This window comes from Pseudodesulfovibrio sp. JC047 (assembly GCF_010468615.1).
GTDB lineage: Bacteria > Desulfobacterota > Desulfovibrionia > Desulfovibrionales > Desulfovibrionaceae > Pseudodesulfovibrio.
Window position 1 is genome coordinate 1 of record NZ_WUEH01000002.1, and the last position, 26458, is coordinate 26458.

27 protein-coding genes are annotated in these 26458 nt (G+C 51.9%); 10 read left to right on the forward strand and 17 right to left on the reverse strand.

Features of this window, described 5'->3' with window-relative positions; all coding sequences use genetic code 11:
* Positions 1–596 precede the first annotated feature (596 nt).
* A complete protein-coding gene (locus GO013_RS01290) occupies positions 597–950 on the forward strand; it encodes a DVU0772 family protein (protein ID WP_163808238.1) in 354 nt (117 codons plus the stop codon).
* 79 nt (positions 951–1029) lie between these two features.
* Here GO013_RS01290 and rnhA read toward each other — a convergent pair whose 3' ends face one another.
* From rnhA to GO013_RS01320, 6 genes are all read right to left on the reverse strand, one after another.
* Positions 1030–1515: a ribonuclease HI gene (gene rnhA / locus GO013_RS01295; protein WP_343219516.1), complete on the reverse strand. Its 486-nt coding sequence runs from the start codon at positions 1513–1515 to the stop codon at positions 1030–1032.
* On the reverse strand, positions 1508–2023 hold the full coding sequence (locus GO013_RS01300; RefSeq protein ID WP_163808239.1) for a hypothetical protein: 516 nt from the start codon (positions 2021–2023) through the stop codon (positions 1508–1510). Before GO013_RS01300 ends, rnhA begins: the two co-directional genes overlap by 8 nt.
* Positions 2024–2069: 46 nt before the next feature.
* Positions 2070–3299 carry an ABC transporter permease gene (locus GO013_RS01305; protein WP_163808240.1) on the reverse strand — a complete coding sequence of 410 codons (1230 nt, stop codon included), beginning with the start codon at positions 3297–3299 and terminating at the stop codon, positions 2070–2072.
* A 132-nt stretch (positions 3300–3431) separates the two neighbouring features.
* Positions 3432–4142, reverse strand: coding sequence for an ABC transporter ATP-binding protein (locus tag GO013_RS01310; protein WP_163808241.1), 711 nt, complete (start codon positions 4140–4142; stop codon positions 3432–3434).
* 2 nt (positions 4143–4144) lie between these two features.
* On the reverse strand, positions 4145–5233 hold the full coding sequence (locus tag GO013_RS01315) for an efflux RND transporter periplasmic adaptor subunit (RefSeq protein WP_163808242.1): 1089 nt from the start codon (positions 5231–5233) through the stop codon (positions 4145–4147).
* Positions 5230–5715, reverse strand: a complete 486-nt coding sequence (locus tag GO013_RS01320) for a YkgJ family cysteine cluster protein (RefSeq protein ID WP_163808243.1) — start codon at positions 5713–5715, stop codon at positions 5230–5232. The genes GO013_RS01315 and GO013_RS01320 overlap by 4 nt, the downstream gene beginning before the upstream one ends.
* 128 nt (positions 5716–5843) lie before the next feature.
* Between GO013_RS01320 and hflK the strand changes: the two genes are divergently transcribed.
* From hflK to GO013_RS01360, 8 genes are all read left to right on the forward strand, one after another.
* Positions 5844–6914: an FtsH protease activity modulator HflK gene (gene hflK, locus GO013_RS01325; protein WP_163808244.1), complete on the forward strand. Its 1071-nt coding sequence runs from the start codon at positions 5844–5846 to the stop codon at positions 6912–6914.
* A 12-nt stretch (positions 6915–6926) separates the two neighbouring features.
* Complete coding sequence (gene hflC / locus GO013_RS01330) at positions 6927–7778, forward strand: protease modulator HflC (protein ID WP_163808245.1); 852 nt, start codon at positions 6927–6929, stop codon at positions 7776–7778.
* Between the two features lie 278 nt (positions 7779–8056).
* Entirely contained in the window at positions 8057–8779 is a 723-nt protein-coding gene (locus GO013_RS01335; protein WP_163808246.1) for a S24 family peptidase, read from the forward strand.
* Between the two features lie 102 nt (positions 8780–8881).
* A complete protein-coding gene (locus tag GO013_RS01340) occupies positions 8882–10189 on the forward strand; it encodes a diguanylate cyclase (RefSeq protein ID WP_163808247.1) in 1308 nt (435 codons plus the stop codon).
* Between the two features lie 59 nt (positions 10190–10248).
* Positions 10249–11136 (forward strand): 3-methyl-2-oxobutanoate hydroxymethyltransferase, encoded by an 888-nt coding sequence (panB, locus tag GO013_RS01345; RefSeq protein ID WP_163808435.1) that lies wholly within the window; start codon positions 10249–10251, stop codon positions 11134–11136.
* Entirely contained in the window at positions 11137–12108 is a 972-nt protein-coding gene (locus tag GO013_RS01350; RefSeq protein WP_163808248.1) for a hypothetical protein, read from the forward strand.
* 173 nt (positions 12109–12281) lie between these two features.
* Positions 12282–12473 carry a hypothetical protein gene (locus GO013_RS01355; protein WP_163808249.1) on the forward strand — a complete coding sequence of 64 codons (192 nt, stop codon included), beginning with the start codon at positions 12282–12284 and terminating at the stop codon, positions 12471–12473.
* Between the two features lie 345 nt (positions 12474–12818).
* Positions 12819–14219 (forward strand): HAMP domain-containing sensor histidine kinase, encoded by a 1401-nt coding sequence (locus tag GO013_RS01360; RefSeq protein ID WP_163808250.1) that lies wholly within the window; start codon positions 12819–12821, stop codon positions 14217–14219.
* 80 nt (positions 14220–14299) lie between these two features.
* On the opposite strand, the gene GO013_RS01365 is transcribed toward GO013_RS01360, so the two are convergent.
* The 4 genes from GO013_RS01365 to GO013_RS01375 form a co-directional block, all read right to left on the reverse strand.
* Positions 14300–15397, reverse strand: coding sequence for an AI-2E family transporter (locus GO013_RS01365; protein WP_163808251.1), 1098 nt, complete (start codon positions 15395–15397; stop codon positions 14300–14302).
* Positions 15398–15489: 92 nt separating this feature from the next.
* Positions 15490–16698 carry a phosphoserine phosphatase SerB gene (gene serB, locus GO013_RS01370; protein WP_203529325.1) on the reverse strand — a complete coding sequence of 403 codons (1209 nt, stop codon included), beginning with the start codon at positions 16696–16698 and terminating at the stop codon, positions 15490–15492.
* Between the two features lie 174 nt (positions 16699–16872).
* Positions 16873–17034: a hypothetical protein gene (locus GO013_RS16960; RefSeq protein WP_203529327.1), complete on the reverse strand. Its 162-nt coding sequence runs from the start codon at positions 17032–17034 to the stop codon at positions 16873–16875.
* Between the two features lie 12 nt (positions 17035–17046).
* Positions 17047–17514, reverse strand: a complete 468-nt coding sequence (locus GO013_RS01375; RefSeq protein WP_163808253.1) for a polymer-forming cytoskeletal protein — start codon at positions 17512–17514, stop codon at positions 17047–17049.
* Between the two features lie 194 nt (positions 17515–17708).
* Between GO013_RS01375 and GO013_RS01380 the strand changes: the two genes are divergently transcribed.
* Complete coding sequence (locus GO013_RS01380) at positions 17709–18380, forward strand: D-lyxose/D-mannose family sugar isomerase (protein ID WP_163808254.1); 672 nt, start codon at positions 17709–17711, stop codon at positions 18378–18380.
* Between the two features lie 483 nt (positions 18381–18863).
* On the opposite strand, the gene GO013_RS01385 is transcribed toward GO013_RS01380, so the two are convergent.
* The 7 genes from GO013_RS01385 to dsrK all read right to left on the reverse strand — a co-directional run bounded on the left by GO013_RS01385 (position 18864) and on the right by dsrK (position 26415).
* Positions 18864–20489: an FmdE family protein gene (locus tag GO013_RS01385; protein ID WP_163808255.1), complete on the reverse strand. Its 1626-nt coding sequence runs from the start codon at positions 20487–20489 to the stop codon at positions 18864–18866.
* Positions 20490–20808: 319 nt separating this feature from the next.
* Positions 20809–21066 carry a hypothetical protein gene (locus GO013_RS01390; RefSeq protein WP_163808256.1) on the reverse strand — a complete coding sequence of 86 codons (258 nt, stop codon included), beginning with the start codon at positions 21064–21066 and terminating at the stop codon, positions 20809–20811.
* Position 21067: 1 nt separating this feature from the next.
* The gene (locus GO013_RS01395) at positions 21068–21937 is read right to left on the reverse strand and encodes a VOC family protein (protein WP_163808257.1); all 870 of its coding nucleotides are present in this window, start codon (positions 21935–21937) and stop codon (positions 21068–21070) included.
* Positions 21938–22328: 391 nt separating this feature from the next.
* A complete protein-coding gene (gene dsrP / locus GO013_RS01400) occupies positions 22329–23576 on the reverse strand; it encodes a sulfate reduction electron transfer complex DsrMKJOP subunit DsrP (RefSeq protein WP_163808258.1) in 1248 nt (415 codons plus the stop codon).
* A gap of 11 nt (positions 23577–23587) precedes the next feature.
* Positions 23588–24355, reverse strand: coding sequence for a sulfate reduction electron transfer complex DsrMKJOP subunit DsrO (gene dsrO, locus GO013_RS01405; RefSeq protein ID WP_163808259.1), 768 nt, complete (start codon positions 24353–24355; stop codon positions 23588–23590).
* A complete protein-coding gene (gene dsrJ / locus GO013_RS01410) occupies positions 24355–24744 on the reverse strand; it encodes a sulfate reduction electron transfer complex DsrMKJOP subunit DsrJ (protein ID WP_163808260.1) in 390 nt (129 codons plus the stop codon). Before dsrJ ends, dsrO begins: the two co-directional genes overlap by 1 nt.
* Positions 24745–26415 (reverse strand): sulfate reduction electron transfer complex DsrMKJOP subunit DsrK, encoded by a 1671-nt coding sequence (dsrK, locus tag GO013_RS01415; RefSeq protein ID WP_163808261.1) that lies wholly within the window; start codon positions 26413–26415, stop codon positions 24745–24747.
* Positions 26416–26458 lie beyond the last annotated feature (43 nt).

A 26458-nucleotide genomic window follows, 5' to 3' on the forward strand; every position in this document is an offset into this window, starting at 1 on the left:
CTGCTGCCTTGGTCCAATAACCTCTCTATAATTTCTCTCTTCTCTCGGTTAAGCTGTTTGTGTCCCATGTGGTGTTGTCCCTCCGTTGTGGAGTTTTAGTGATAGGACAACATTTTCATGGGACATTCATTTTGGGAACTCCCCCCCCGAAAGTGTTAAGTTTGAGATTACAATCTGCGGGGGCAAAAAAAGGGCCGAAAAAAAGCCCCTTACGGTGTTTTTCCGCCCGAAGATTGGGGGCAAGAATCTGATCCAATCGATTCGGCTCCACCCTGCCAAAAGTATCATGTGCGCCTCTCTTGAGAGGGATCAGTTTCTGATAAATTTCCCGATCCCCTTATGAGAGTCGCCTCTTCGATTGGTCAGCTTCTACGCTCCCAATCAAGGGCTGGTGGTCGTCTTCGCTTGAATGGAAGAAAAGGGTCCGTCTTCGGAGGAAGAGCGGTGTTGGGGTACGGTGCACCCCAAAGCCCTTTTGGGTGAGCGGAAAGCCGAAGAATGGGGAGACCATGACGGTGATTTACACGAAGCAGGGATAGACAGACCGCATTGAGATGTTTATCTTAAAGTACAGCGTAACCAAATGGAGGGAAAATATGAGCGACAATACCAATGCCTGCAAGCAATGGCTAAACGAAGTCAACTGGGACATGATCCACGAAGATGCCGTCACCCTGTATCTGGAATGGGGAAACAACAACTACCGTGACGCCATGCGGTCACCCGTGACCACCAGCGGCGAATATTCCATCTACTTTGCCATCGATACCTGGGAAGCTCCCAAGATCGTCCTGATGAAAATGGACAATTATGGTTCGACCATTCTCTGTTCAAAAAAACTTCCCGAGGACCTGGCCAAAGAACTCCTTGACGATATCCAAAACATCAAGGGTATCCTTGAATTGACACCACCCATCAAGGAATGGCTCATGAAAGAGCTTGACGCATAACGCGAAACCCCTTTCACCAATAAAAAGACGGCCCGACGCATCTGCTGCATCGGGCCGTCTTCATATCCATCGGAAAAAGCTATTCCATACCTTCGTCTACCCAAAGGTCACCGCCGGACGCAGCGTTGCGAGCAAGATCATCGACCCGTTCATTGAACATGTGACCGGAATGGCCCTTGACCCACTTGAACGTGACGTCATGCGTCTCGATCAACGGCATGAGCCGTCGCCACAAATCCTGATTCTTGACCGGCTTCTTGGCCGCAGTCTTCCAGCCGTTGCGCTGCCAATTGGTGAGCCAGCCCTTGGTGATGGCCTGCTGCACATATTTGGAATCCGTCCACAACTGGACAGAACTGGAGCGTTTCAACGCATCAAGCCCCACGATGACAGCCAACAACTCCATACGATTGTTGGTCGTCCGTTTGTAGCCCTGGGCGAACTCTTTATAGTTGTCCGCTCCCTGACCTTTATATTCGCCATATATCATCACCGCGCCATATCCGCCGGGACCGGGATTGCCCAGGCAGGAGCCATCGGTATACATGGTGACACGCTCATTCACGGGCGTTCTCCTCTGTGTTCAATTGTTCAAGTTTTCGATAAATCTCAATGAGCACTTCCTGAATGGCCATGGGCCAATCGCCCTCGGTAAAGGACGGCACAAGGAACGTCGTCTTGAGCGACTCGATAAAATCCACGCCAAGCGCTTTTCGCATCAACGGGGGAAAACGCAATTCCACCTCCCCGATCGCCGGAGCCAACCCCATGTACATGGTCTTGCCATCCAGTTCGGGAAGCACGAAATCACCACCAAAAATCTGAATCTTGCAATCCAGACCAAATTCTTCACGCAAGGATCGGGTGAACGAAACAATGAATTTCTTCTGACTTGCATCCAGGATGCCTGTCTCGTCATAGACCGCACCGTCCTGATTCAAAACCTCCACCACATGCTTGTTGTTCATGTAGAAGGCCCAGATAACCGCAGCAAAGACCACAATCAGGGCAACTGATCGAATGGCCTTTTCCTTCGGAGATTCTCCGTGGACTCTGGGGATCGTGATTCTCATGAGACGTCTCTACCGTGCGGTCGGTTTTCATGCAAGTACGGACAGCCTAGCCCTCGCCCCGGAGCGCTTGAATCGGATCAAGCCCGGCCGCCTGTCTCGCGGGTTTCAAACCAAAAATCAATCCAATAGCCTGAGAACCGGCCAAGGCCATGAGAAATGCCTTCCACGAGAACTGAATTGTCAGGATATCCAACCGTGAAAGGAATTGTCCCAATCCCAAGCCGAGGAAAAGGCCAAGTATCCCTCCGAGTAACGTCAGGGCGCAGGCTTCGACCAGGAACTGCCCCATGATCGCGGCATTTCGCGCTCCCATCGCTTTTTTCAAACCGATCTCTTCGGCCCGCTCACTGACGGAAATCGAAAAGAGATTAGCCAACACGAATCCGCCAACCAGCATGGCAATCCCGGCAGTCACCCCGAGGAAAATACTGAGTCCGCCCTTGAACATCGACAGGAATTGCAAAACTTCGTTGGCAGTCAGAATGGAAAAATCGTCATCATCCTCGGGAGCAAGCTGGTGCAGATGCCGCAAAAGCGACCGCAAATTTTCCGTATGTGCCTCCATATAATCCGGTTCATAAAATTTTACTCGGAGCGCACGAAAATACTTTCTATCCATATTGTATCGCTGCACCAATGTGGCCAGCGGGACAATAATACGGTTGTCGATGTCTCCGCCACCGCCAGAGGTGAATCCGCGATAGGAAAGCTTGCCCACCACCTGAAACGGAATGTCGCTGATGTAAATAACCTTGCCCACGGGTGATTCGTTGCCAAACAACTCCCGGGAAACCTTGTCGCCCAAAAGCGCGATCTTGGCACCATTGGTATCATCTTCAAGCGTGATGTCCCGGCCCTCGGACAATGGCCAGTTCCATGCCGTAGCATAATTCTCCGAAGTGCCGATGATACGAACATTCTGATAGTTCTTGTTGCCCACCTTGACGGTCTGACCAAACTTGGCCCGCATGGGCACGACCAGATATGTTCCAGGCAGGGATTCCCGAATGCGCTGCGCATCCTCACGACTCAGGGTCAATGTCCGCATTCCCACGGCGCGCTGCTTGAAATTGCCGCCAAAGACCAATGCCGAATCCGGACCAAACATCTCGACGATTTCCACGGCTTTTCTATTCGCACCGTCAACCGCAGTGACGATCAACGTCAAACTGGCGATGCCGAATGCGACACCTAGGATCACGAAAAAAGAACGCAGTTTGAACGCCCAGACCGCTTCAAACCCCATGCTCGCTATTCGTGCAATGCGTCGTATCATGAAAAATGCCTCCAGCCTCTCAAACTCGTCTGTCCTCCCAACATCAGGTGATTCCGCATCAGAATTCACCGACTCTCCCGGTCTGAGCAAAACGCTCGACACAACCGGCACACCACCATTCGAACACGTCTCCTAACCGGACACGTCCTCGACAATACACCCATCGTGCAACCGGATGATTCGCCCGGCCTCTTTGGCCACTTCCTCATCATGGGTAACCAGAACAATGGTCTGCCCGGCGTCATGCACCGCATGAAAGAGCTTCATGATCTCGGAGGATGTGGCGGAATCGAGCTGTCCCGTGGGTTCGTCGGCAAGAATGATCTGTGGTTTGTTCAGCAAGGCACGGGCCATGGCCACGCGCTGTTGCTGCCCTCCGGACAACCGGGATGGCTTGAAATTCATGCGATCCGCCAGCCCGACCTGTTCCATCAGGCTTTCTGCCCGGGCGATCAATTCGGACCGAGGTCTGCCGGAATACAACCCCGGCAAAATGACATTTTCCAAAGCCGAGGCATACGGGATAAGGTAAAAGGACTGAAAGACGAATCCCAGGGACAGATTACGCAAATCCGATTGAGCATCGTCATCCAGCGACGCGGCATCCCTGCCAAGCAGGGTATACGTCCCGGAAGTGGGACGATCGAGCAAACCAATAATATGCAATAACGTGGACTTTCCAGACCCGGACGTCCCCTGAAGCGCGATGAATTCACCGGATTCGACATCAAGAGAAATGGACTTGAGAACCTCGATACCTAACGCATCACCGCCATTCCCGCTCTCACCCTGCGGGAAAAAGGTCTTGTTGATCGCCTCCAGGCGGATCGCTAATTGATCCATGGCTACAGCCCCTTCTTGCCGACCTTGGCGCCGGGCAGGACCAACTGGGTGGCCACGGTATCGCCTTCGGACAGGCCTTCAAGAATTTCACTGGTCTGCAATCCCACCAACCCGAGTTTTGGCGCGACTTCCACCGGCTCGGTCGCCGGCCCGTCCACCCTGAAACAGACCTGTCGATTTCTGACCCACTTGAGCGCGGTGTTGGGCACTGTCAGCACATCCTTCTTGGTCTGGACGATGATCTTACACTGGGTCGTCATTTCTGGCCGCAACCATTTGGATTCTTCCGGAGAAACCGTCACAAGTGTCCGATAATATACAATATTGTCACGAATTTCCGGTTCAGGATAAATTCGATCAACCGTGCCTTTGAAAACCCGGTTGCGGAAGGCATCGACGGTATACAGGACAGGCAATCCGTCTTTGACCCGACCGACATCGGTTTCATCCACGTAAATCCACATTTCCAATTTGGTGGGATCGAGAACCGTGATCAGATTGGAAACAGACAGACCGGAAACAATGGTTTCGCCCTCTTGGGCCGCGACTTGACTGACCACCCCGTCGATGGGGGAATGAATTTTGGTGTAGGAAAGCTGCACTTCGAGAATTCGCAGTTTGGCCCGGGATGATGCGACAGTATGTCGAGCGATTTCAGCATCCTGATAGGCCACATCCAATGCGTCCTGCGCTTCAAGCTTTTGCGTGACCAAGGACCGCTTTCTCGGCAAATTCTTTTCCATATATTCGAGCTTGGCCTGAGCTAATCGCAAATTGGCCCGCCCCTCGGCGATACGAGCACGCAATTCCCGCGAATCGATTTCTGCAATGAGATCACCCTTCTTGACCCGATCACCGACCTTCACGGGAACGGATTCAAGGACACCCGTGGCCTGGGCACCGATCTTGACCTGCGCACCGACCTGGGCTTTCACAATACCCGTGGCTTCCAAGACCTTTGAAACATCCCCACGCTGGACGACAGACGTCTTGATGACCTTGATCTTCCCCGTGGATTGACCTGCATTGAAATACCAGACGCCTCCTCCGGTCAAGAGAACGGCGATGAGAATGAAGATGATTTTTTTCATAAAGTCCGCTTATCCTTGTCCTGTTCAATCTGTCCACGCAACACGTCGGCAAATTTGGGTTTTCTCCACGATTTACGACGCATGAAAACATCGCGAAAGGTCACTGCTTGAAATGAAAAGCCACAGTCGTCACGCAACCATCCGCCGTGGTAATATAGCGACTTGGTCGGATAATTACTACACAAAGCAGGACGAGATTCATACTCTGTGCAAATATTGTCCTTCCCGAGCCTGGCACATTCGAACAGCAAAAAGCCGGACGGATTTCGTCCCATGATCCGAAAACGAACGAGGAGCGGGTCTGCCTGACACAATTCAGTAAATTCCGTCTCCTTTTTCAGCCAATGGTCGTCACTTTTCAACAGAATTTTCCTGCAACATCTGCCACACATCCGACAGTGTCCAACAATTTCGACATCCCGGCCCAGAACGATAGCCCTGAAACGGCGAAAAGCACCTTTCAATCGATGAAATTCCGACATCCATTACACTCCCGCGACATGAAACAAGACACCCGGTTCAAAACTCATATTACATCCGACGCAAAATCAATCGATTTTGACCGGACCTCCTTGACCTGCTCTCTCAATACGCTTATTCGTAAAGTATTATGAATTGGGATTGGGAAAAATTACAAAAACAACAACAGGGGCGCCCTGGTGGGAAACCACCGAACTTTGATGACTTTCAGGAACAGTTTGATAAATTCAAAAAATTCAAACTGCCCGGTTGGAAACTCATCATACCAATTTTAATCGTCCTCTGGATTGCCAGCGGCTTCTACATTGTAGAACCCGATGAAGTGGGCGTGGTAAAACAATTTGGACAATTTAACCGCATTACGACTGCGGGTCCGAATTATCACGTTCCATTTCCTGTGGAAAGCGTGTTGACGCCCAAGGTCACCCAGATCAGACGCATTGAATTCGGTTTTCGCTCCGTGGGCACGGCGCGTAGCACCTTACAACAAAGTGTCAGCCGCGAGGTCACGGAAGAATCCCTGATGCTCACCGGCGACGAAAACATCGTGTCTGTTCAATTCATTGTTCAGTACATGATAAAAGACGCTGAAGAGTATCTCTTCAATGTCAATGATCCGGAAAAGACCTTGGCCCACGCCAGTGAAGCCGCCATGCGCGAAATCATCGGCAAAGGCAAAATTGACGATGCCCTGACCACCGGCAAACAGGAAATTCAGGCAGAAACCCGCGTCTTGATGCAGAACATCCTGGATCTCTATGAAACAGGTTTGTCCATCGTGGCCGTGCAAATGCAAAATGTCCATCCGCCGGCGGAAGTTGTGGACGCGTTCAAGGACGTGGCCAGTGCCCGCGAAGACAAAAGCCGCTTCATCAATGAAGCCGAAGCCTATCAGCGGGACATCCTGCCAAAGGCCCGAGGAGAAGCCGCGCATATTGTCAATACAGCTCAGGCATACAAGGAAGGAAAGATTCGCCAGGCACAGGGTGACGCTGCCCGGTTCCTGTCCGTCCTGACCGAATACAACAAAGCCAAGGACATCACGCGCAAGCGCATGTACCTTGAAACCGTTGAATCGATCCTGACCAACCCGGGAGTGGAAAAACTGATCATGTCCAACGAGGCACTCAAGCAATCCGTCCCCTACCTGCCCCTGGAGAGAATGCCGAAAAGGCAAGCCGCTCCCAAGGCACAGAATTAAGGCAGGTCCACCATGAAAAAAACTACGATTCTTTTCAGCATATTGATTATTGTCGGCGCCTTTGTTGTCACGTCAGCCGCCTTTACTGTTGACCAGACGCAAACCGCCATCGTCATTCAACTCGGCCGGCCGGTGGGCGATCAGGCCCTGGGACCCGGACTGCACTTCAAGATGCCCGTTGTCCAAAACGTGGTATTCTTTGACGCTCGGATTCTTGATTTCGACGCCAGACCCGAAGAAATCACCACGACCGACAAGAAGTACATGAATGTTGACTCCTACACCAAATGGCGCATCAGCGATCCGCTGACCTTCTATACCAAGGTCCGCACCATTCAGGGCGCACGAGCCAGGCTGGACGATATCGTCCGCTCTCAACTGCGTGTTGCCTTGGGACGCTACACGCTCATTGAAGTCGTTTCCCATAAACGTCAGGAAATCATGGCGGCCGTGACAAAAAGTTCCAAGGAACTGCTCACGCCGTATGGCATCGAAGTTCTTGATGTACGGATTAAACGGACTGACCTCCCGGCAGAAAACGCCCGTTCCATCTTCGGCAGAATGAAAGCTGAACGTGAACGTCAGGCCAAACAATACCGTTCGGAAGGGCAGGAAGCGTCGGCCAGGATCAAGGCTGAGGCTGACAAAGACCGGGCAATCATTCTGGCCGATGCGGACAAGCAAGCGGAAATAACTCGGGGTAAAGGTGACGCACAGGCAACGAAGATCTACGCCGATGCCTTGAGCCAGTCTCCCGACTTCTACGAGTTCGTCAGAAGCATGGAAGCATACCGAAAAAGTTTTACAAAAAACTCTCGGTTTATTTTAACACCAGAAAGTCCATTTTTGAAATACATTCAATAACCCACTGTTTTAGTCAATAATTTGAGAAGGAATGGTCATCAAAATGACCGTTCCTTCTCTTTTTTTGTCGAGAAACCATATAACACGGGGCTTGACAAAACCGGGACTTTCTCCCAATGTCTGCACGTATTTTTTGTTTAAAACAGTTAAGATATTGATTTTAAAGAAAAAGATAAAATGATGACACCAGGACGGATAATAGAGCACTCTATTTTCCGTTGATTATTGTTACCTAAACTGGTAGAAAAATACCATAAAATAGACGAGAAGGAGCTTTTATGCCCAAAAAGAAAAGGAGATGCGATGAGGCGCAGCTCAAATGGTTCGAGGAAGCCCTCGAACGCATTAAAAAGGCGACCGGCGCCCGCACTCAGGTGCAATTAGCTGAAGTCCTCGACGTTCGCCAATCCAGCATCTCGGATGCAAAACGTCGGTGTTCCATTCCGGCTGACTGGTTCCTCAAACTGTATCGCAGCCATGGTCTCGACCCTGACTGGTTGTCCGAAGGTGTGGAACCTGTCTACATCAATGCGGACAAGGCCAAAGTGCCGGCAGACACCCTGCTTCGAGAGACTCCGACCCCGTATGGTCGCATGAACTCCCGTGGCCGTGTCGTGCCTGTTTCCACCATGGCCGGTGCGGACAAGGAAGCCCCCGAATGGGAACCCAAGCCAATTGAAGAGCTGTCTGTTCCCGAATCGTATTGCCGCCCCAAACTTTTGGTGGTCAAAGTGGATTCGGCCAGCATGGAGCCGGTCATCGCACGCGGTGGTTTTGTTGGTATTGATCGCGACCAGAAGGAACATCCTGATGGTGATTTGTGCGCGGTTTACTTCCCGCATCAGGGCCTGACCATCCGCCGGGTTTTCCATCAGGGAGACTCTTTCCTGCTCAAGGCAGACAATGAGAAATATTCCGATCTGACCATTCCGGCATCCGAAATGAACGATCGTACCGTCGGACGAGTCATCTGGGTTCTTCAGAATCTCGCCCCAATGTAAAGAGCGGCACAACGCAGTTGAAAAGCCGATCAGGGACACCTGATCGGCTTTTTGTGTAAAAAAATAATGGCAACAGGCCATCGATGTTGTATCGTCTGAGGTATGGATAAAAGATTTAACGCCACCAGACCCGACGGAGACACACCGAAAATCCTCCTTGTCGAAGACAGCCAATTTTTCGCATCTATAGTGCTGCGAAGGATACAAGAGGATCTTGGTTTCCAGGTTGACTGGGAAAAAACGTATGCCGAAGCAACCGCTGCAATCGACTGCTGCAAACAATCCTACCTGCTCGCCCTGCTCGATCTGAATCTGCCCGATGCCCCCAACGGGGAAATCATTCAGTACGCCACCACCCACGCGATCCCCAGTCTCATCTTCACCGCCGGGATAGATAATGATTTTCGCTCCAACCTCATCACCTGGAGCGTGGCTGACTATGTTCTCAAAGACTCAGAAGACTGTGTGGATACCCTGCTACAGATCATCCGACGCATTGAAAAAAATCGCCACATCAAGGTGCTGGTCGCCGAGGATTCCAAATCCATGCGGCATGCTGTCGTCCGGCTTCTCGAAACACAACTCTTTCAGGTGTTCACCGCCAAAGACGGCATTGAAGCTCTTAAAACCCTCACCCAATATCCAGACATCAAACTCGTCATCACGGATTATGACATGCCCAGAATGGGAGGATTCGAACTCATCCAGACCCTCCGAAAGAGCCATTCGAAAAACGACCTGGGCGTCATCGCCATATCAGCCAGTGACGACCCGCTGCTTTCGGCCAAACTCATCAAAAGCGGAGCGGACGACTTCATCCCCAAACCCTTCCAGGTCGAAGAATTCCACTACCGAGTCCGGCATGTCGTTGAAATGCTGGAACACATCGAACTGATTCGCGACCTTTCATACAAAGACCCGTTGACCAAACTCTCCAACCGTCGATTCTTTTTTGAAAACGCGGATCAATTTGTTGATGAAGCTCGGCAAAAAGGGCTGGCGGTCACCGTGGCAATGCTCGATATCGACTTTTTCAAGCGGGTCAACGATACCTATGGGCATCACGGTGGCGATGTGGTTCTCCAACATCTTTCGGCCATGATTCGGGCAGAATTTGCCCACAACGCCCTGACATCCCGCTTTGGGGGCGAAGAATTCTGCATTCTGCTCTCTCACACCAAGGATGAAGATATCGGCACCCGGTTTGACGCATTCCGACTCGCTGTCGAGACAACGATGATTCAAGTTGACTCCCAAACGGTTCAAATCACGATTTCGACAGGACTCAGCTCTGAATCGGAAACAGTGGAGACCATGCTCAAACTTGCAGACACCCGGCTTTATACCGCCAAGGAAACCGGACGGAATCGTGTGATTGGCAAACCGCCATCAGCAAACGTGCGCGATTAGCATCCCTTTCCTCGGACATCCGCTTGACTCCCCGGTCAGGCATCAATACTCTTTCGACCATGACTGATACCAAAAAGAGAACTTCCGTGGATAAGGCCGCTCCCGTCACTGTTCCTGGTATCCAGGCAATGAAGGGGACCCGCAAAATATGTTGCATAACCGCCTATGATTACTCATCAGGCATCATCGCGGACACAGCCGGTATGGACCTCATACTGGTGGGCGATTCGCTGGCCATGGTCGTCCTTGGCCATGAAGACACCCTGTCCGTGACCGTTGATGAAATGATCCACCATATCCGGGCGACCAGCCGAGGTGCCAAACGCGCACTGGTGGTGGGTGACATGCCCTTCATGTCGTATTGCACAGTAGACCGCGCCCTTGAAACCGGCAGACGATTCATTGCCGAAGGTCATGCCCGGGCCGTCAAACTCGAAGGCGGCGCACCGGTTGCCCCACAGATCAAGGCCCTCACTGAGGCAGGCATACCGGTCATGGCCCATGTCGGCTTGACCCCGCAACACATCGCCAAATTCGGTGGTTTCAAGGCCCAGGGCAAATCGGCCGAAGCAACAAAAACACTCATTAAAGACGCCCAGGCAGTGGAAGCCGCTGGTGCGTTCTGCGTTGTGCTTGAAGCCATCCCAGTGGAAGCCGCTGAACTCATCACTGAAGCTGTCTCAATTCCCACCATCGGCATCGGAGCGGGCAATGTGACGGACGGACAAATCCTTGTCTACCACGACACACTGGGCCTGTTTGACCGATTCACCCCCAAATTCGTCCGCCGCTTTGCCGAACTCGGTGAAGCCGCAGGCTCCGCGTTGACCCGATATTGTGAAGACGTGCGACGAGGCACCTTTCCGGGGGACAAAAACACTCTGTACATGCCTGACGATCAATTAACCCAACTGCGTAAAATAAAAATAAAACACAAGAAGAAGTAAATGGAACTCGACATCTCGTGGCCCGTTCTCTGGAACGGGCTTTTTTGGCCTCTCATCAGACTGACCTTTTTCATTTCAGTCGGCCTGCTTGTGGGCAATCTCATCGAATCATTGAAATGGACCAGATATGCGGCCAAGCTCGCTGCTCCCCTGGCACGTCGGGCACGATTGCGCGATGTTTCGGCTGCCAGCTTCACCATGGCCTTTTTCTCCGGGGTAACGGCCAATACCATGCTCTCGGAAGCCCATGAAAAAGGAGAAATATCCGACCGGGAATTGGTGCTGTCCAACCTGTTCAACTCCCTGCCGACCTATTTTCTCCATTTGCCAACCCTTTTCTTCATCGCCGCGCCCTTTATCGGCTCAGCCGCCACGGTGTACGTAGCACTCACTGCCCTGGCCGCAATCATACGAACCATGGGGATCGTCTTTTCCGGCAAATTCCTGCTCCCTCCAATCGAGGAAGGCTGTCTTCCGTGTCGATTGGATGAAATGAAAGCGAAACAGGACACGAGTTCGGCCCTCCACAAAACCTGGGCCAGATTCAAAAAACGGCTACCAAAAGTCCTCTATCTCACCTGCCCGATCTACACCCTCTTCTTTGTACTGAAACAATTCGGCATGTTTGCCTGGCTTCAGGGATTTCTGTCCGAAGGCTCCTCCTTTTTCACCTTTCTGCCCCCGGAAGCCTTGGGTATCGTCGCCTTTCACATGGCAGCCGAATTCACTGCCGGACTGGCGGCCGCTGGTGCCATGATCGCTGACACCAGCCTCACGCAAACACAGGTTGTCCTGGCCCTGATGCTCGGGAATGTCCTGTCCTCGCCCATGCGCGCATTCCGCCATCAATTCCCGTACTACGCCGGCATCTTCAAACCACGCATGGCATTCAAACTGATTCTCTGTAATCAGGTCACCCGAGGACTGACAATCGCCCTGGTTGGCACCGTATACGCCCTGATCATGGTATAACACCCTCCCCCCTCCTTTCCCAAGGCTGCACATACCTTCTTCTTGTGCAGCCTTGCACACGATGTTGTGCAATTTGTTGCATTTTGCACAAGTGTTGCGTGTGCAACTTTTTCTTAACATATTGATTTTATGAGTAATCACACTTTGGCACGGCTCATGCTAATAGTCATTTCATGATTGATGCAATCACTGTCACTCTCATCATCCTGACCGTCGCGTTGTTGCGGCGGTCCCTCCTCACCGACCCGGACGCGGACACGCGCGTCCGGGAAGAGGAGAAGCCCGAAAACGGCATAAAGGCTCTTGTCCCGATTCCCGTCATGGCGAAAAGCCCCCATCCAGCCAGGCGGACTCGAACGAGATAACAGCCATACGCATAGACCATACCTCCTTGAAACCTTTGTTTCAAACCCCAAAACCCCCTCTCCTCGAGAAACAGACCTCTAACCCCAGAAAGGGCCGCGCAAGCGGCCCTTTCAAATGGCTGAGCACCTCCCGCCTACGGTTGGACCACCCGTCGCCAAACACCATCTTCAGACTGTAATATCCACTGGGCACACTCCGCTGGTTTTCGTTGGCACCGCCTTTCTCCGTCCCAGACACGGACCTTTCGAACAAAGAACCACGATACACAGGCTGCACCTTGTCACGAAGCTCTCAGGCAGGTATGGTACACACTCTTCACTTTCCATTTGCCGCAAGGAGTGAACATGACCGAACCTGATTGGACAGCCCCGGACGAAGCGTCGAATCTTCGTGATATGGATGACGCCAATCGCATGGAATACATGATTGCCCGTATTGAAGCGAAGCTTCACGACTATACGGCTTACGACTTTCCCATGGATCAGGTCCGGGCTTTGAACATCTTTTTCGATCTCGCACAGGAAGTCCGAGGTCGATCCATGTTCTACGCGATATGTATGGCCATTCCCCGGTTGCTCCTCAACATCGAATCCAGCATCTACATCCTTGAAGACGAAGAAACCTTCGTCCTGGCCGGATGTTCGACCGGCACCTGCGACCTGGACTCGACCAGAACATGGGATCACGAATTTTCGAACCAACCGATCTTGTCAAATGACCATCTTTTCATCCCCATTCAGAGCAACCCGGAATACAACGACATGTTGCCTTTTGAGCCACCTCACAACATTCTGGGCATGTTTGAAATGTTTCCTTGCGGTTCATTGACCAAACACAACCGTCTTTTTCTGGAAAAATTCATCAACAGAATAGGCTTTCAACTCCATCACCGGATCATCCGTGCAAAAAACCGCGAACATCTCAATTTCATCAAATCGCTGGTGCAGGACATCGGGCACAACGTCATTGTGCCAAACATGTATTTCAAACTCTATTTCAACCGACTAAAACGGCAGATCGAACAGCTTCACCTGACCACGTCCGACATATTGGCCCGCATGAATGAATGCGGCACCCAGGACTGCACAACACACGGCAACCGGCTTGCCAGAATTACCACGGGCATTGAAGCGCAGTATCAGGAAATCTACAGCCACTATGAAACCACTTCCATGTTTCTGGAAACCCTGCTTCGACGGCGGCACTTTGAAGAAGGCCGATATGTTCTGGACAAACGAGAAGTGAATCTTTCCCAAGCCGTGATGGTCCCGCTGCTCGAACGGTTCCGACAACGATTCGAAGAACGTGGCATTGAGGTTGATTTTTCACTCGGCGGCGCACCGGATCAAGTCATCAGACTCGTCATGGATCGAGGGCTGATCTCCCAGGTTTTTGACAACCTGTTTTCCAACGCGCTCAAATACACTGAAACAGCCACACTCCCGGATGGGCGACGCGGAAAATTCATTTCGTATGGGTGGAAAATCATCAAGGATTATTACGCTCCCGGCAGTCCGGGTATCCGCATGTGGGTAGCCTCGACCGGCGACCCATTAGAACTCAAGAACTCCATGGAAGTCTTCAAACCAGGATTTCGCGCCGACAACGTTACCCATCAAAGCGGCTCTGGGCGTGGGCTGTACTTTGTCAGGCAAGTGGTGGAACTGCACAACGGACAAGTTGGCTACTCGCACACCGACAACAGCAACCAGTTCTACTTGATTCTGCCGTTTGAACAGGAATAACCGATTCGGTCATCACCGTTCAAAACACGCGAACATCCACCCGCAAAAATACAGGCCACCGAAGAGTCGAGGATGAACCTCTACTCGCGGCTGGCGAGCATCCGTCGATAGTACGACAGGCACAGGCAGGTCATGGGTAACGCGATAAGCAGACCGAGGAAGCCAAGAAGTTTTCCCCAAACCGACAGGGAAAGCAGAATGAGCCAGGGAGACAGGCCAAGGCTTTCGCCCTGAATCTTGGGGACGAGAAAGCCATCCTGAATGATCTGAACAACTGTCATGACAAGCACCACAAGCCCGATACCCACCCAAACGGATTCACCGGATTCCAACGAGTCAAGTGCCCCCAGCAGCACGGCAGGGACCGCCCCGGCCACTCCGAGATAGGGTGCAATATTCAAGACACCGATGAGCATTCCCAGCACCAGTCCCAACGGCAGCCCGATGAGCATGAATCCCCCGGACATGAGCACGCCAACAATGAGGCACACCAGAATCTGTCCTCGAAAATACTGACTCATGGTCTTTTCGAATTCACTGAGAAAGCCCGTGATTCCCTGGCGATACTGTTTCGGGAGGTAGGTCTGCCAGGATTCCTTGATCTTTCCAAAATCAGCCAGCAAAAAGATCAAGTACAAAACAATGACGAAAAGGCCGATCAGGCCGAGCACCGCATTCAATGCGCCCATGGCAACGCCGGTGATGCCCGGCACCACGGTTTGAAGCGCGCTTTTGGCAACTTTTGTTGCCCCCGCAGACGTAAACAGGTCCTTGATATCCGGGTTTTCCAGGGTTTCCCGCACCCAATTCCACAAATCCGGCGGCAGATGTTCTGCAACCTTGTTGGCAAATTCGGAATCAGAAAGCAGCTGTGAAAGCACCGTGCCCATCTGGACGAACTCATTGATCATCATGGGCACAATCAGCACCACGATTCCGGCAAACGCACCAATCAGCGTCACCATGGTCAACAAGACGGCTACACCGCGATTTTTCACGTATTTTTCATAGAAACAGGTCAATGGATTCAACAAATACGCCATGAGCAAAGCCGCGACAAACGGCACCAGCGCGCTTGACAAAAATCCGAGAAGCCAGACCAGTCCTATAAAAAAACCGACTCCAAGAATAAGACGAACAACCCTGTCCAACGTATAGGGCGTATTGGAATCAAACATGTGGAGGCCTCCTGAAATCATTGATAATCATGATATCCATTACCAGTCCTTCATGTTTTATTCAACGCCCCTCAATAAATGTGAACGGAATCCTACAGGACTTCGTGATCTCGAACGCCAATAAGGTACAAGATCGCATCCAGTCCGAGAGTCGAAATGGATTGTCGCGCACCTTTCTTTACTTTCGGTTTGGCGTGATACGCAATGCCCAGCCCTGCCAGATTCAACATCGGCAAATCATTGGCCCCATCGCCGACCGCAATGACCTGTTGCAGGGCAATGCCTTCCTGATCCGCAATGGTCTGGAGCAACGTCGCCTTTCTCTCGGCGTCCACGATGTCCCCGACGGCCTTGCCGGTCAACATGCCGTCCTTGATTTCAAGCTCGTTGGCGTACACGTAATCGATGCCGAAACGTTTTTTGAGAATGTCCCCGAAATACGTGAAACCACCTGACAAAATCGCAATCTTATATCCCACGTTTTTCAGGTTTGATATAAGCTTTTCCGCGCCCTCGGTCATAGGCAACCGAGCCGCGACCTTTTCAAGCACGGACTCGTCCAGTCCCTTGAGAAGCGATAACCGTTTGCGCAAGCTCTGTTTGAAATCCAATTCGCCACGCATGGCAGATTCCGTGATCGCTGCGACCTCAGCACCCACTCCGGCCTCTTTGGCCAACTCGTCGATGACCTCGGCCTGAATCAGTGTTGAATCCATATCGAAACAGACCAACCGTCGGTTCCGACGAAAAATATTGTCTTCCTGAAACGCGATATCCACCATCAATTCCGAAGAAATTTCAAGAAACCGAGACCGAATAGTCCCGATATCCGCTGGCGTGCCGCGCACGGTAAATTCGACACACCCACGAGCACATTCATAATCATTACAATCCAGTGGAACCCGTCCGGACAGTCGATGGATAGTATCGATATTCATGCCGGAATCGTGAACGACCCGGGTAATGGCTGCGACCTGTTCCGACGAAACCGACCGGGCCAGCAGCGTAATGATATGCCGGGGTTTATGCGCTTCGCCCACCCAATCCGAATAGTCTTTCTCAGACTGCGGGTGCAATTTCATGGTCACCCCCATCTCATGGGCCTTGAACAACAGATCCTTCAGCACGGGCTGAGAATTTGCCGGAAGCCGAATCAGGATTCCAAGTGTCAAAAAATTATGAATGACGACCTGGCCGATATCCAGCACATCGACATTATACCCGGCCAGAACGTCAGACAATTCCGACGTCAATCCGGGCCGATCGCCACCTGTCACATGAATCAAGATGATTTTTTCCATCATATACCTCGCACCGCGGACCTTCTCACAAAAAAGACGCCCAGTAAATCGACCAAAGACGACTGTAAAAAACACCCATTCATCCATAAACAAAACGGCGAACCACATGAAATCCATGGATCGCCGTACAATGCTTCTCTCTGAACGTCACATCACGTTCAGCACACATATGTGCTATTTCTTTTCCTTTTCCTTATCCTTCACTTCACGCACCATGGCAAAGCCATCAGCCAGTGAACGAACATGAAGTTGAGCAGCCAATTCCACTTCCCTTTTTCTTTCAGCAGAAAAAGTGACAGACTCCACACCATTATTTTCTATTACCAATTCGTACATTTGCTCACTCCGTTATGCTTTGGAATCATCTGATCCGGTTTTGCCGACAACAGGTTCGGACTCGACTTCATGCGATGTGTGGCCGCCAAAATCTCCAGCCACAACCTTGGGATTGACCGCTGTCACCGCAGCCGTGCCCATGGCCACCGATCCTTCAACCACCGCGCCCTTTTCCACAACCAACACGGTCGTGGAGAGACTGCCGTTCAAAACAGACGTCTTTTCCAGCACGGTTCGTTCCTGGACCACAACATCACCAGTAATATGCCCGCAAGACGTCAATTTCCCAACACGAATAGTGCCAGTGACAACCGCCTTCCGGCCCAAAACCAAATCACCGTCAGTGGAAATTTCGCCCTCGAAACGACCGTCGATACGAACCGTTCCTACAAAATCGAGTTTTCCATGATATTCGGTGCCAACACCCAAAAAGGCGTTCAACTCAGAATGATTTGTCGTTTTCTTTGAAAAAAAACCCATAATTAAAACTCCATATATGAAAGCAAGCAGTATATGCCGCCTTCAAAAGCCTTGAAAACAGCTAAGCAGACACTTCCTATACCTCCCGCTTGCTCCAAATGCCACCACTTTTTCACCCCGCTCGCCAGACAGGACACCCGTCAGACTCCCGCTCTCCCCTTGACGCAGTTGCGCACCTCACCTAAAATAACACCATGAAACGAAGCGAAATAAATGCACTGATTGCCGATGCCAAGGAATTCTTCACCTCCTTTCAATTCCAGCTTCCACCATGGGCCACATGGACCCCGGATCAGTGGAAAGGAACCGGCCACAGCGATGTGGTCGCCAACCAGCTCGGCTGGGATCTCACCGACTACGGTGCAGGCGATTTCGAAAAACGGGGACTCATCCTCTTTACCATCCGAAACGGCAACCTCGCGACCAATCATCCCAAAAAATACGCCGAAAAAATCATGATCGTCCGCGAAAACCAGATCTGCCCCATGCACTTCCACTGGTCAAAAACAGAAGACATCATCAACCGGGGCGGTGGCAATCTCGTCATCGAGCTTTATGGCTCCACCCCCGACGAAACATTCGACGAGGCACCGCTCACCGTGTCCGTGGATGGCTTCAACCAAACAGTCCAACCCGGTGGCAAAATCATCCTTACTCCCGGCGAATCCATCTTTCTCCAACAAGGCATGTACCATCGATTCTACGGCGAATCCGGCAAAGGTCACGTCCTCGTCGGCGAAGTCTCATCCGTCAACGATGACAATACCGACAACCGTTTTCACAAATCACAAGCACGCTTCCCGGATATCATCGAAGACACCCCCCCGCTCCACCTCCTCTGTACCGATTACCCCAACTACATCTAGCCCTACCGGGGGTCGCCTTCAGCGTGACCAGGACGCTGTCCTGGACCTGCCAAAGGCCCCTTTGAAAAGGGGCCTCTGGACTCCCCGAAACTTTTTGTCGCTCGCTTCGCTCGAAGCTGTCGAAAGCCGTTGTTCGTGTGGCTCAAGAGAATACGGTGTAAAAAATTGAATTTTTACAGCCTCTATTGGAAAAATTGAAACATATTCTCTTTGTAAACCCTTCTTGCTTCTTGAATTATCTCTTCTTTTATCCCTCTTCCTTCTTCAATCCCACTCCACAGATGTCGTAGAACCTCGCCAAAGGCGCGCTAAAAAGTTCTGGAAGGGAGTCCAGAGGGGAACCTCTTCCAAGAGGTTCCCCTCTGGCCGTCGGAGACGCCACCCGGCGAGGGGCCGCCGGAGGCATCCTCGAGACCACTTCACACACAAAGAAAGCCGCTTTGGAAGCGGCTTTCTTGAGAGATGTTTGTGAGAAAGGATCGACTATTTGCCAAACGGGCACTTGGGGAAGGAGCAGGACTTGCAGCCCATGCAGAATCCACCTTCGCCGAGATTGGCAAGCATTTTCCGAGTGATAGTTTGTCCGGTAAGCACACGAGGCAACAGAATATCGAAGGCCGTGGTCTTGTAGAACAATGCGCAGGCGGGCACACCGAGAACGGAGGCACTGTGCATTTTCCCGACAAGCGACATGGTTCCGGGCAGCACGGGCACACCGTAGAGATCGTCGGTCAATCCGGCATCGACCAATCCGGCGCGGGTCACATCGTCGGGATCAACCGACATACCGGCTGTGGTGACGATAAGGTCACAACCGGCATCCAACATGGACGTGGCGGCTGCGGTGATGGCATCTCGTTCGTCGGGAGCGATTTCCGTCTTGATGACTTCGCATCCGAATTGCACAACCTTGGAAGTAATGATGGGAATGAATTTGTCTTCGATCAAGCCTTGAAAGACCTCGGTACCAGTGACCAAAATACCAACTTTGGCAGCCTTCATCGGCAGGATTTCAAGCACCGGCTCATGACCAAGCGCAGTCAATGCACGGCTGAATTTGTCACGGGAAATGTAGAGCGGGATGGCACGAGAACCACCAACGCCTTTGCCTTTTGGCATGACAGACCCATCGTGACGCGTGGCAAGCATGACATCAGGCGACAGGTTGAAACGGGACAACGCTTCACGATCAATGGAGAGCATTCCAGGCTCTTCGGCAAAAAAGTTGATCTTGCCTTCCTGCGGATTGGGATCATAGGAGATACCCTTTCCGGCAATACGCTTGGCAAAGGCCTTGACCGCATCGTTTTCATGCACCCATTCGTCGCTGGGCAGGTCTTCTTCGAGATAGACATTGAACTTGCCGATGCGCTGCAACCGACACACATCGCCGATGTCGAGGGTCTCACCGGCCTTCATGATGGGGCCTTTTGATTCGCCGGGGACAATACCGGTCATATCGTGCGCGGCCTTTTTGCCAACGGCTTCTTCAACGGGCACCGCATGCAGGTCGGGAGCGTCATCAAGACAAGACAGCTCGCCCATGGTTTCATAAGGGGCTTCACCCTGACAACCGCGACAGATGGAACCGTCGGAACCAGGATAGGCTTCACCGCAGACCGGACAGGTTTCGATGGTGGACATATGACCGTGGCCAATATATTTCTTATCAATGACAATCGGCTGGATGGAACAAATGGTATCGCCAGCCTCTTCGATTTCCTGAAAAAGCTTTTCGGTATTCTGCTCGGCTTTGGGTTTTTCCTTCATGAACCAGCCACGAATCTCGGGCCATTTGTCGAGTTTTTTCTGATCCACAGCCACCCGCACGCCCTCACCAGTGAATTTGTCGTACAAGGCAACCGCATAGCGTCCCAGCAACGTGATTTTCATCCAGTTGTTTCCGGTACTGCATGGCGTCTGCATCTGCACGGCATCCGGGAGACATTTGCCGGTCTCGACCATTGCCTCATACAGCGTGCCTTCGGGAATGCGCGCCTTGGCCGCCTCGACCATGTATCCACCGATCAACAGTCCCGGAGCCGGGTAGCCGTGAAACTGCTTTGCCTTTTTCTTGAACTCTTCAAATGTGTATTCACCGATATTCATATGTTCCTCGATTCTCTTTGCAACCCGGTAGCTGGGTCAATTATGAGTAGCCATGACCATTTCACCCGTTTCCGGGGGACAGGACTATGCCATTATGCGAAGACGGAAGCAATGTCGGGAAGTGTTTAACGAGAATTCACATTCATCAAGTGGGAAAATACACCTAAAAAATCGACAACAAAGGCTTTTTCCAAAGACATCAAGCATCCACTGTTTGCCAAAAGCCCCTATCTTCTTCGCTTTCTTCAAAAACGACACCCAATTTGTACAAAAATTGGGTGTCGTTGAACACTGCATATCTCTCTAACCGAGCATGAGTTTAGCGTCTACCGGGCCGGACAGGGGGAGACGCTGGCCGAGAAGGCAGTGGCTTGGGCCGTGGTTTCGGCTTGACTGCGGGCGGTTTTCCCGGCTTCTGATTTGGCGGAGGTCTATGGTGATGATATCGATAGTCGTCATGATAGCCCCAACTGGTGCCATAGGAATAGGTCATGCCATAGCCCACGGTACAGGCGGTCATGAAGGCCGCTAGAAGACAACACATTCCCGCCAGAGCGATATATTTGAAAAAGTGCATATCAATCCTCCTCCGGCTCCAGTTCCTGAATACCCACGATTGCCCCTGTCGGATCGGCAAACAAGGCCACTCGTCCGGATTTGACGTCCATCTGCGGGGCAATCAAAATGCGACCGCCATTGTCCTCAATGAGGGTGACTGTTGCCTGAATGTCTTCCACGGCCACATAGGGCACCCATTGCGGATCAACATCGTTCCATGGAATGGACACCACACCGGCACGAGGTTGGTCATTGGTGTACAGCACGGTGTAGCTGACTGCGTCATGGACATCGACCTGTTCGCTCTGATACCCGCCTAAAGGCGTATAAAACCGCACGGCACCGTCAACATCCGTAGTCCACAATTCCGCACCGAACCACAGATTGGCACGAGGTTTTCTATCCGGAGGATCGCCTACCGGAGAATTCAGCAGGGCCACCGGTGCTTTTTGTGGGTCCAGGACAACGGCAATTCTTCCGCGATTCGGCAGGTCTTTTGGTGGAACATGTCCCGTACCTCCCGAACGAAGAGCGGCTTCATACGCATGATCAGTATCGGTCACGGACATATATGACAGCCACTGGGAATCGCCCGGTTCTCCATCGCGTCCAATCATCGTGCCAATAATTCGTCCGCTCGAAAAAATGGTTTTGACCTGCGCATTCCCAGCATTGGTGCGTTCGAAATTCCAATCAAACACCCGATCATAAAAATTCTGGGCAGCAGTCATGTCGGTCGTAAACAGGTCGAACCAGACGAATTTCCCATCCAAATGAAGTTGTGCCGCGTCAAGTGTCACAGGCGGCACAACGACTTTTGTCGAGCAGCCGCCCATCCACATCAGCAGGAACAAGCTCACAATAATAAGTCTTGTCGTACAACGTGTCATGCCTCTCATCCTCTATCCCTTGCTGAAAATTGTTTGGACCCGGGTGACGTTCCCGATCTTTTTTGAATGTAGCACAGCACAGCTCCAAAAGGGAACCGGGCTCGACAGTTCATAAAAAAGAAGCCGCTGGCAGCCCCTCGCCGGGGGGGCGTCTTCGACGACCAGAGAGGGAACCTCTTGGAAGAGGTTCCCTCTCTGGACTCTCCTTCCAGAACTTTTTGTCGCTCGCTTCGCTCGAAGGTGGACGGCGACGAAGTGGTGGAAGGAATGAAGAGGTGATTTTTTAGATAGGCATAAAAAAGGGACCGTTCCGATACCGGAACGGTCCCTGTATAAGCCTGAGAACCTCACGAGGTGACGTTACGAGACGAGGCTTTCGGAGCAATCAGCTTTATGCTTCGGCAAGGACTTCTTCAGTCTTTTCCTCGGCTTCAGCACAATTACACCCATCTTCGGTAGAGCAACCACACGGCAGTTTCTGAGAATGACCCACTTCTTGTTTCACTTCTGTAGCGATCTTGAAAAGAATCGTCACAATAAGAGCACCAATGGCATAAATCATCATAGAAACCAAAAGCTCTTTGCCGGTCGGCCAATACGGAGTGATGGTCCCGAACGGAGTCGGGTTAAAACCACCAATCAACAAGGCCAATCCTTTGTCAATCCAAGTGGCAATCACGAGGAGGACAAGAGTCCAGGGCAACAGCTTCATGTTGTTACGGAACTTCGGCGTCACCAACAACGTGATGGAGATAGCCGCAAGACCGATAAAGGTCCACATGAGACCGACCAATTCATGATGACCGTGGGCACCTGCGAACAGGTAAACCAACGGATGCATATGGCCAGGCATATTGGAGTAGAAAGCGGTGAAAACTTCAAGCGCAAAGAAGAACATGTTCACGCACATGGCGTAAGCAATAATCTTGACCAAAGTTTTCAAAGCATTTTTGGGCATCTTGAAGGTGGTGACCCTCTCGGTGACCAACATGACGAGCGTCAAGATCGCGGGACCGGCGCAGAACGCGGAAGCAAGGAAGCGAGCAGCCAAAATGGCAGTCAGCCAATAATGGCGGCCAGGCAGGCCCTGATACAAGAACGCAGTCACGGTATGGATCGAGAAAGCCCAAATGATGGATATATAGATGAACGGCTTGAGCCACTTCGGATGCGACAAATGCGCACGGTCAGCAGTCAGGCAGGTCCAACCCACAAACAGATTCAGGAACAGATAGCCATTAATGACCAACGCATCCCAGAACAGTACAGAGTTCGGAGTGGGGTGAAGGAACATGTTCATCATGCGGCTCGGCTGACCGATATCGACAACGACGAACAGAAGGCACATTATACAGGCAGCAATTGCCATGAACTCACCAAAAATGACCATGTGTTTGTTGGCCTTATACCCATGAAAGTAATTCGGCAACACGATCATGACACCGGAAGCGGCCAGACCGACAAGATAGGTGAGCTGAGAGATATAAAATCCCCAAGATATGTCACGGCTCATGCCGGTCGTCTCCAGCCCCACCATGAGCTGATTGACATACGCCAGAGCGCCAATGCCGATCAGAACGATGAGGAAGCTGATCCACATCCAATATCTTTTGGAACCTTTGAGAGCTAATTCAAGCATTCTGATTCCTCCTAAATGATGTAGTAAACACTGGGCTCAGTGCCAGCAGTTGGTTTACGACGAATAGTGAACCGTTCGCGGAGGACCTGACGGACTTCGGAATCGGGATCTCTCAAATCACCGAACACGATGGCGCCTTCCGAGGCTTCCACACACGCAGGCTGCTTGCCGATGGCAAGGCGTTCGACACAGAAGTTGCACTTCTCGACGACACCACGCATACGGGTGGGGAATTCAGGGTTCAATTTCTCAAGGTCCAGATTCTTCCGAGGCTCGCCCCAGTTGAATGACCGTGAACCGTAAGGACAACCGGCCATGCAGTACCGACAACCGATGCAGCGATGATAATCCATGGCCACGATACCGTCGGGACGCTGATATGTTGCCTTCGTCGGGCAAACACGAACACAGGGCGGATTCTCACAATGGTTGCACAGCAACGGGAAGGTGCGCTGATGCACTTCTTCGGACAGATGCGGGTTCTCCTGTTCGGGGAACGTATGGGCATAAGCGTCCGACCAGAGCCACTTCACTTCCTTGTTGCCTTCGACATTCGGGACATTGTGGATGGCGTGGCACACTTCGGCCAACTTGGCTATTTTCTCTTCAGTATGCAGCTTGGTGGTATCAATAACCATGGCCCAATGCTTTGCATGAACGGCGTTGGCATTGACCTTGACCGGAGACTGTCCACTGGAGGCCATGGCCTTGGGAGCCACGGCGATCCCGGCTGCAGCGATACCGGCAAGCTTGATGAAGGTTCTTCTGTCATTCTTCATTATTTCAAACCCTCCGGCTGAATGTGGCAATCCCAGCAGTAGGGAGAGACACCAGCGTCATCATGACACTTGTCACAGAACTCGGCCTTATTGGTGTGGCACTTCATACACGTGTTCTGCAAGGAGATGGTGAATTCTTTGCCCTTGTGGTTTGTATAGGTCCGCTTACCGTCGCGCAAAGCCCAGTCACGCCAGTCGTTGAGAAGCTGCATGTGCTTTTCGCGCATGAACTCCTTGGACTCGATGCATTCCTTTTCGCCTGCGGGGAGTTTCAGCTCGGGCTGTTTATACTCCTTGGTCACGGCTGTGCCCATCGCGAACGGGGCGCACAGCAAGGCGATAAAGATGAGCAGACCAGCGATGATCGGAAATCCGTAGTGCATCTTCATTTATGCATCCTCCATGTTCGGGGGAGTCCAATCGTCTTCCTCATCCTCATATCCAGGCAGGTATTCCTGACGCAGATTCATCTTGCGCTCGGATTCACCTTCCATGACCAGTGCGTTGGCAACCAGTTCATGGACGCCGGCAATGGTCACACCAGGTGCCCAGTAATCGGCCAGCGGGATCAGGGTCGCACGGTCAATGGCGCAGATACAGGCCATGGTGTTGACACCATGTTTTTCCTGCACATACCGAAGCGCGTTACCGCGAGGCAGACCGCCACGAAGACGAATTTCCATAATCTCGTCAGTATTCAAACCGGAACCACCTGCGCAACAGAAAGTCTGCTCGCGAGTGGTGCCATCGGGCATTTCAAAGTAGTTGTTACAAACATGCTTAATGACATAACGCGGCTCTTCCAGCAGTCCCATGCCCCGTGCGGGGTTGCAGGAATCGTGGAAGGTGACACGCAAATGGTCATTGCGGCTGGGATCGAGTTTCAGCTTGTTGTGCTTCATCAAGTCAGCCGTGAATTCGGTAATGTGCAACATCTTGGTTGCGGCAGATGTCTCGAACACGGTTCCGGTAATCGGGGACCGAGGAGTCGTCATGCCTGCGTGCTGGGTGTCACCTGTCATGGTATCCATGTACTGATGCACAACACGCCACATATGGCCACACTCACCACCAAGAATCCACTTACAACCAAGGCGTTCCGCTTCGGCGTACATCTTGGCGTTCAGCTTCTTCATGACTTCGTTATTGGTAAACGAGCCGAAGTTACCGCCTTCAGATGCGTAGGTGGACATGGTGTAATCAAGACCAATTTCATCAAACAGCATCAGATACCCCATGAAGGTATAGATGCCCGGGTCGGCGAACACATCGCCGGACGGGGTGATGAACAGAATCTCGTGGCCCTTTTCATTCAAGGGAGCCTTGACGCGCTTGCCAGTCACTTCCTCGATATCATCAACCATGAAATCCACGATATCCTTGAAGGCGTGGGGCTGAATTCCGAGGTGGTTTCCGGTGACGTTACAGTTGGCGACCGGTTCCATGATCCAGTTGATGTTCAAACCAACCAGGTGCATGAGTTCGCGGGCCATCATGGTCATTTCCGCTGTATCAATACCATATGGGCAATACAGGGAACAACGGCGGCACTGAGTGCACTGGTAGAAATAGATGAACCATTCTTTCAGGACATCCTCTTCCATGACACGAGAGCCGGTCAGCTTGCCCAGGATCTTGCCTGCCACGGTGAATTCACCACGGTACACGGAGCGCATCAGCTCGGCGCGCAATACGGGCATGTTCTTGGGATCGCCGGAACCGATGAAGAAGTGGCACTTATCGGCACAGGCTCCACACCGCACACAGATGTCCATGAACACCTGAAGGGTACGGAATTTCTTCAGTCTTTCGCGGAAGCCCTTGACCACGATTTCCTTCCAGTTGGGAGGCAGCTTCCAATCGGCTTCACCCGGATTCCACTGACGGGCCGGACCCCACAGACCGGGAAGCTTGGATTCCATATATTCCATCTTCTCGGGCTTGGCGGGGTAACACCAGTGACCCGGCGAAAAATCCACCGGGGTATCCATCCAGCCTGTGGCCGGCGGATTGTAATCTATGCTCTTGAAGAGCTCATCTGCTTTTGGGATGTCGGACATATCTTTTATCTCCTCAGATAAAGAAGTATCACCTCTTGGTGAA

What these genes read in the sequence shown, in the direction of transcription:
- hflK (WP_163808244.1), top strand. Translation starts at nt 5,844, where the DNA reads ATGAATTGGGATTGGGAAAAATTACAAAAACAACAACAGGGGCGCCCT.
- GO013_RS01365 (WP_163808251.1), bottom strand. Translation starts at nt 15,397, where the DNA reads ATGTTTGATTCCAATACGCCCTATACGTTGGACAGGGTTGTTCGTCTT.
- GO013_RS01310 (WP_163808241.1), bottom strand. Translation starts at nt 4,142, where the DNA reads ATGGATCAATTAGCGATCCGCCTGGAGGCGATCAACAAGACCTTTTTC.
- GO013_RS01375 (WP_163808253.1), bottom strand. Translation starts at nt 17,514, where the DNA reads ATGGGTTTTTTTTCAAAGAAAACGACAAATCATTCTGAGTTGAACGCC.
- panB (WP_163808435.1), top strand. Translation starts at nt 10,249, where the DNA reads ATGACTGATACCAAAAAGAGAACTTCCGTGGATAAGGCCGCTCCCGTC.
- dsrO (WP_163808259.1), bottom strand. Translation starts at nt 24,355, where the DNA reads ATGAAGAATGACAGAAGAACCTTCATCAAGCTTGCCGGTATCGCTGCA.
- GO013_RS01355 (WP_163808249.1), top strand. Translation starts at nt 12,282, where the DNA reads ATGATTGATGCAATCACTGTCACTCTCATCATCCTGACCGTCGCGTTG.
- GO013_RS01300 (WP_163808239.1), bottom strand. Translation starts at nt 2,023, where the DNA reads ATGAGAATCACGATCCCCAGAGTCCACGGAGAATCTCCGAAGGAAAAG.
- GO013_RS01360 (WP_163808250.1), top strand. Translation starts at nt 12,819, where the DNA reads ATGACCGAACCTGATTGGACAGCCCCGGACGAAGCGTCGAATCTTCGT.
- dsrP (WP_163808258.1), bottom strand. Translation starts at nt 23,576, where the DNA reads ATGCTTGAATTAGCTCTCAAAGGTTCCAAAAGATATTGGATGTGGATC.
- serB (WP_203529325.1), bottom strand. Translation starts at nt 16,698, where the DNA reads ATGGAAAAAATCATCTTGATTCATGTGACAGGTGGCGATCGGCCCGGA.
- GO013_RS01335 (WP_163808246.1), top strand. Translation starts at nt 8,057, where the DNA reads ATGCCCAAAAAGAAAAGGAGATGCGATGAGGCGCAGCTCAAATGGTTC.
- GO013_RS01385 (WP_163808255.1), bottom strand. Translation starts at nt 20,489, where the DNA reads ATGAATATCGGTGAATACACATTTGAAGAGTTCAAGAAAAAGGCAAAG.
- dsrK (WP_163808261.1), bottom strand. Translation starts at nt 26,415, where the DNA reads ATGTCCGACATCCCAAAAGCAGATGAGCTCTTCAAGAGCATAGATTAC.
- GO013_RS16960 (WP_203529327.1), bottom strand. Translation starts at nt 17,034, where the DNA reads ATGTACGAATTGGTAATAGAAAATAATGGTGTGGAGTCTGTCACTTTT.
- GO013_RS01380 (WP_163808254.1), top strand. Translation starts at nt 17,709, where the DNA reads ATGAAACGAAGCGAAATAAATGCACTGATTGCCGATGCCAAGGAATTC.
- GO013_RS01390 (WP_163808256.1), bottom strand. Translation starts at nt 21,066, where the DNA reads ATGCACTTTTTCAAATATATCGCTCTGGCGGGAATGTGTTGTCTTCTA.
- GO013_RS01395 (WP_163808257.1), bottom strand. Translation starts at nt 21,937, where the DNA reads ATGACACGTTGTACGACAAGACTTATTATTGTGAGCTTGTTCCTGCTG.
- GO013_RS01315 (WP_163808242.1), bottom strand. Translation starts at nt 5,233, where the DNA reads ATGAAAAAAATCATCTTCATTCTCATCGCCGTTCTCTTGACCGGAGGA.
- GO013_RS01340 (WP_163808247.1), top strand. Translation starts at nt 8,882, where the DNA reads ATGGATAAAAGATTTAACGCCACCAGACCCGACGGAGACACACCGAAA.
- GO013_RS01350 (WP_163808248.1), top strand. Translation starts at nt 11,137, where the DNA reads ATGGAACTCGACATCTCGTGGCCCGTTCTCTGGAACGGGCTTTTTTGG.
- hflC (WP_163808245.1), top strand. Translation starts at nt 6,927, where the DNA reads ATGAAAAAAACTACGATTCTTTTCAGCATATTGATTATTGTCGGCGCC.
- GO013_RS01320 (WP_163808243.1), bottom strand. Translation starts at nt 5,715, where the DNA reads ATGTCGGAATTTCATCGATTGAAAGGTGCTTTTCGCCGTTTCAGGGCT.
- dsrJ (WP_163808260.1), bottom strand. Translation starts at nt 24,744, where the DNA reads ATGAAGATGCACTACGGATTTCCGATCATCGCTGGTCTGCTCATCTTT.
- GO013_RS01290 (WP_163808238.1), top strand. Translation starts at nt 597, where the DNA reads ATGAGCGACAATACCAATGCCTGCAAGCAATGGCTAAACGAAGTCAAC.
- GO013_RS01305 (WP_163808240.1), bottom strand. Translation starts at nt 3,299, where the DNA reads ATGATACGACGCATTGCACGAATAGCGAGCATGGGGTTTGAAGCGGTC.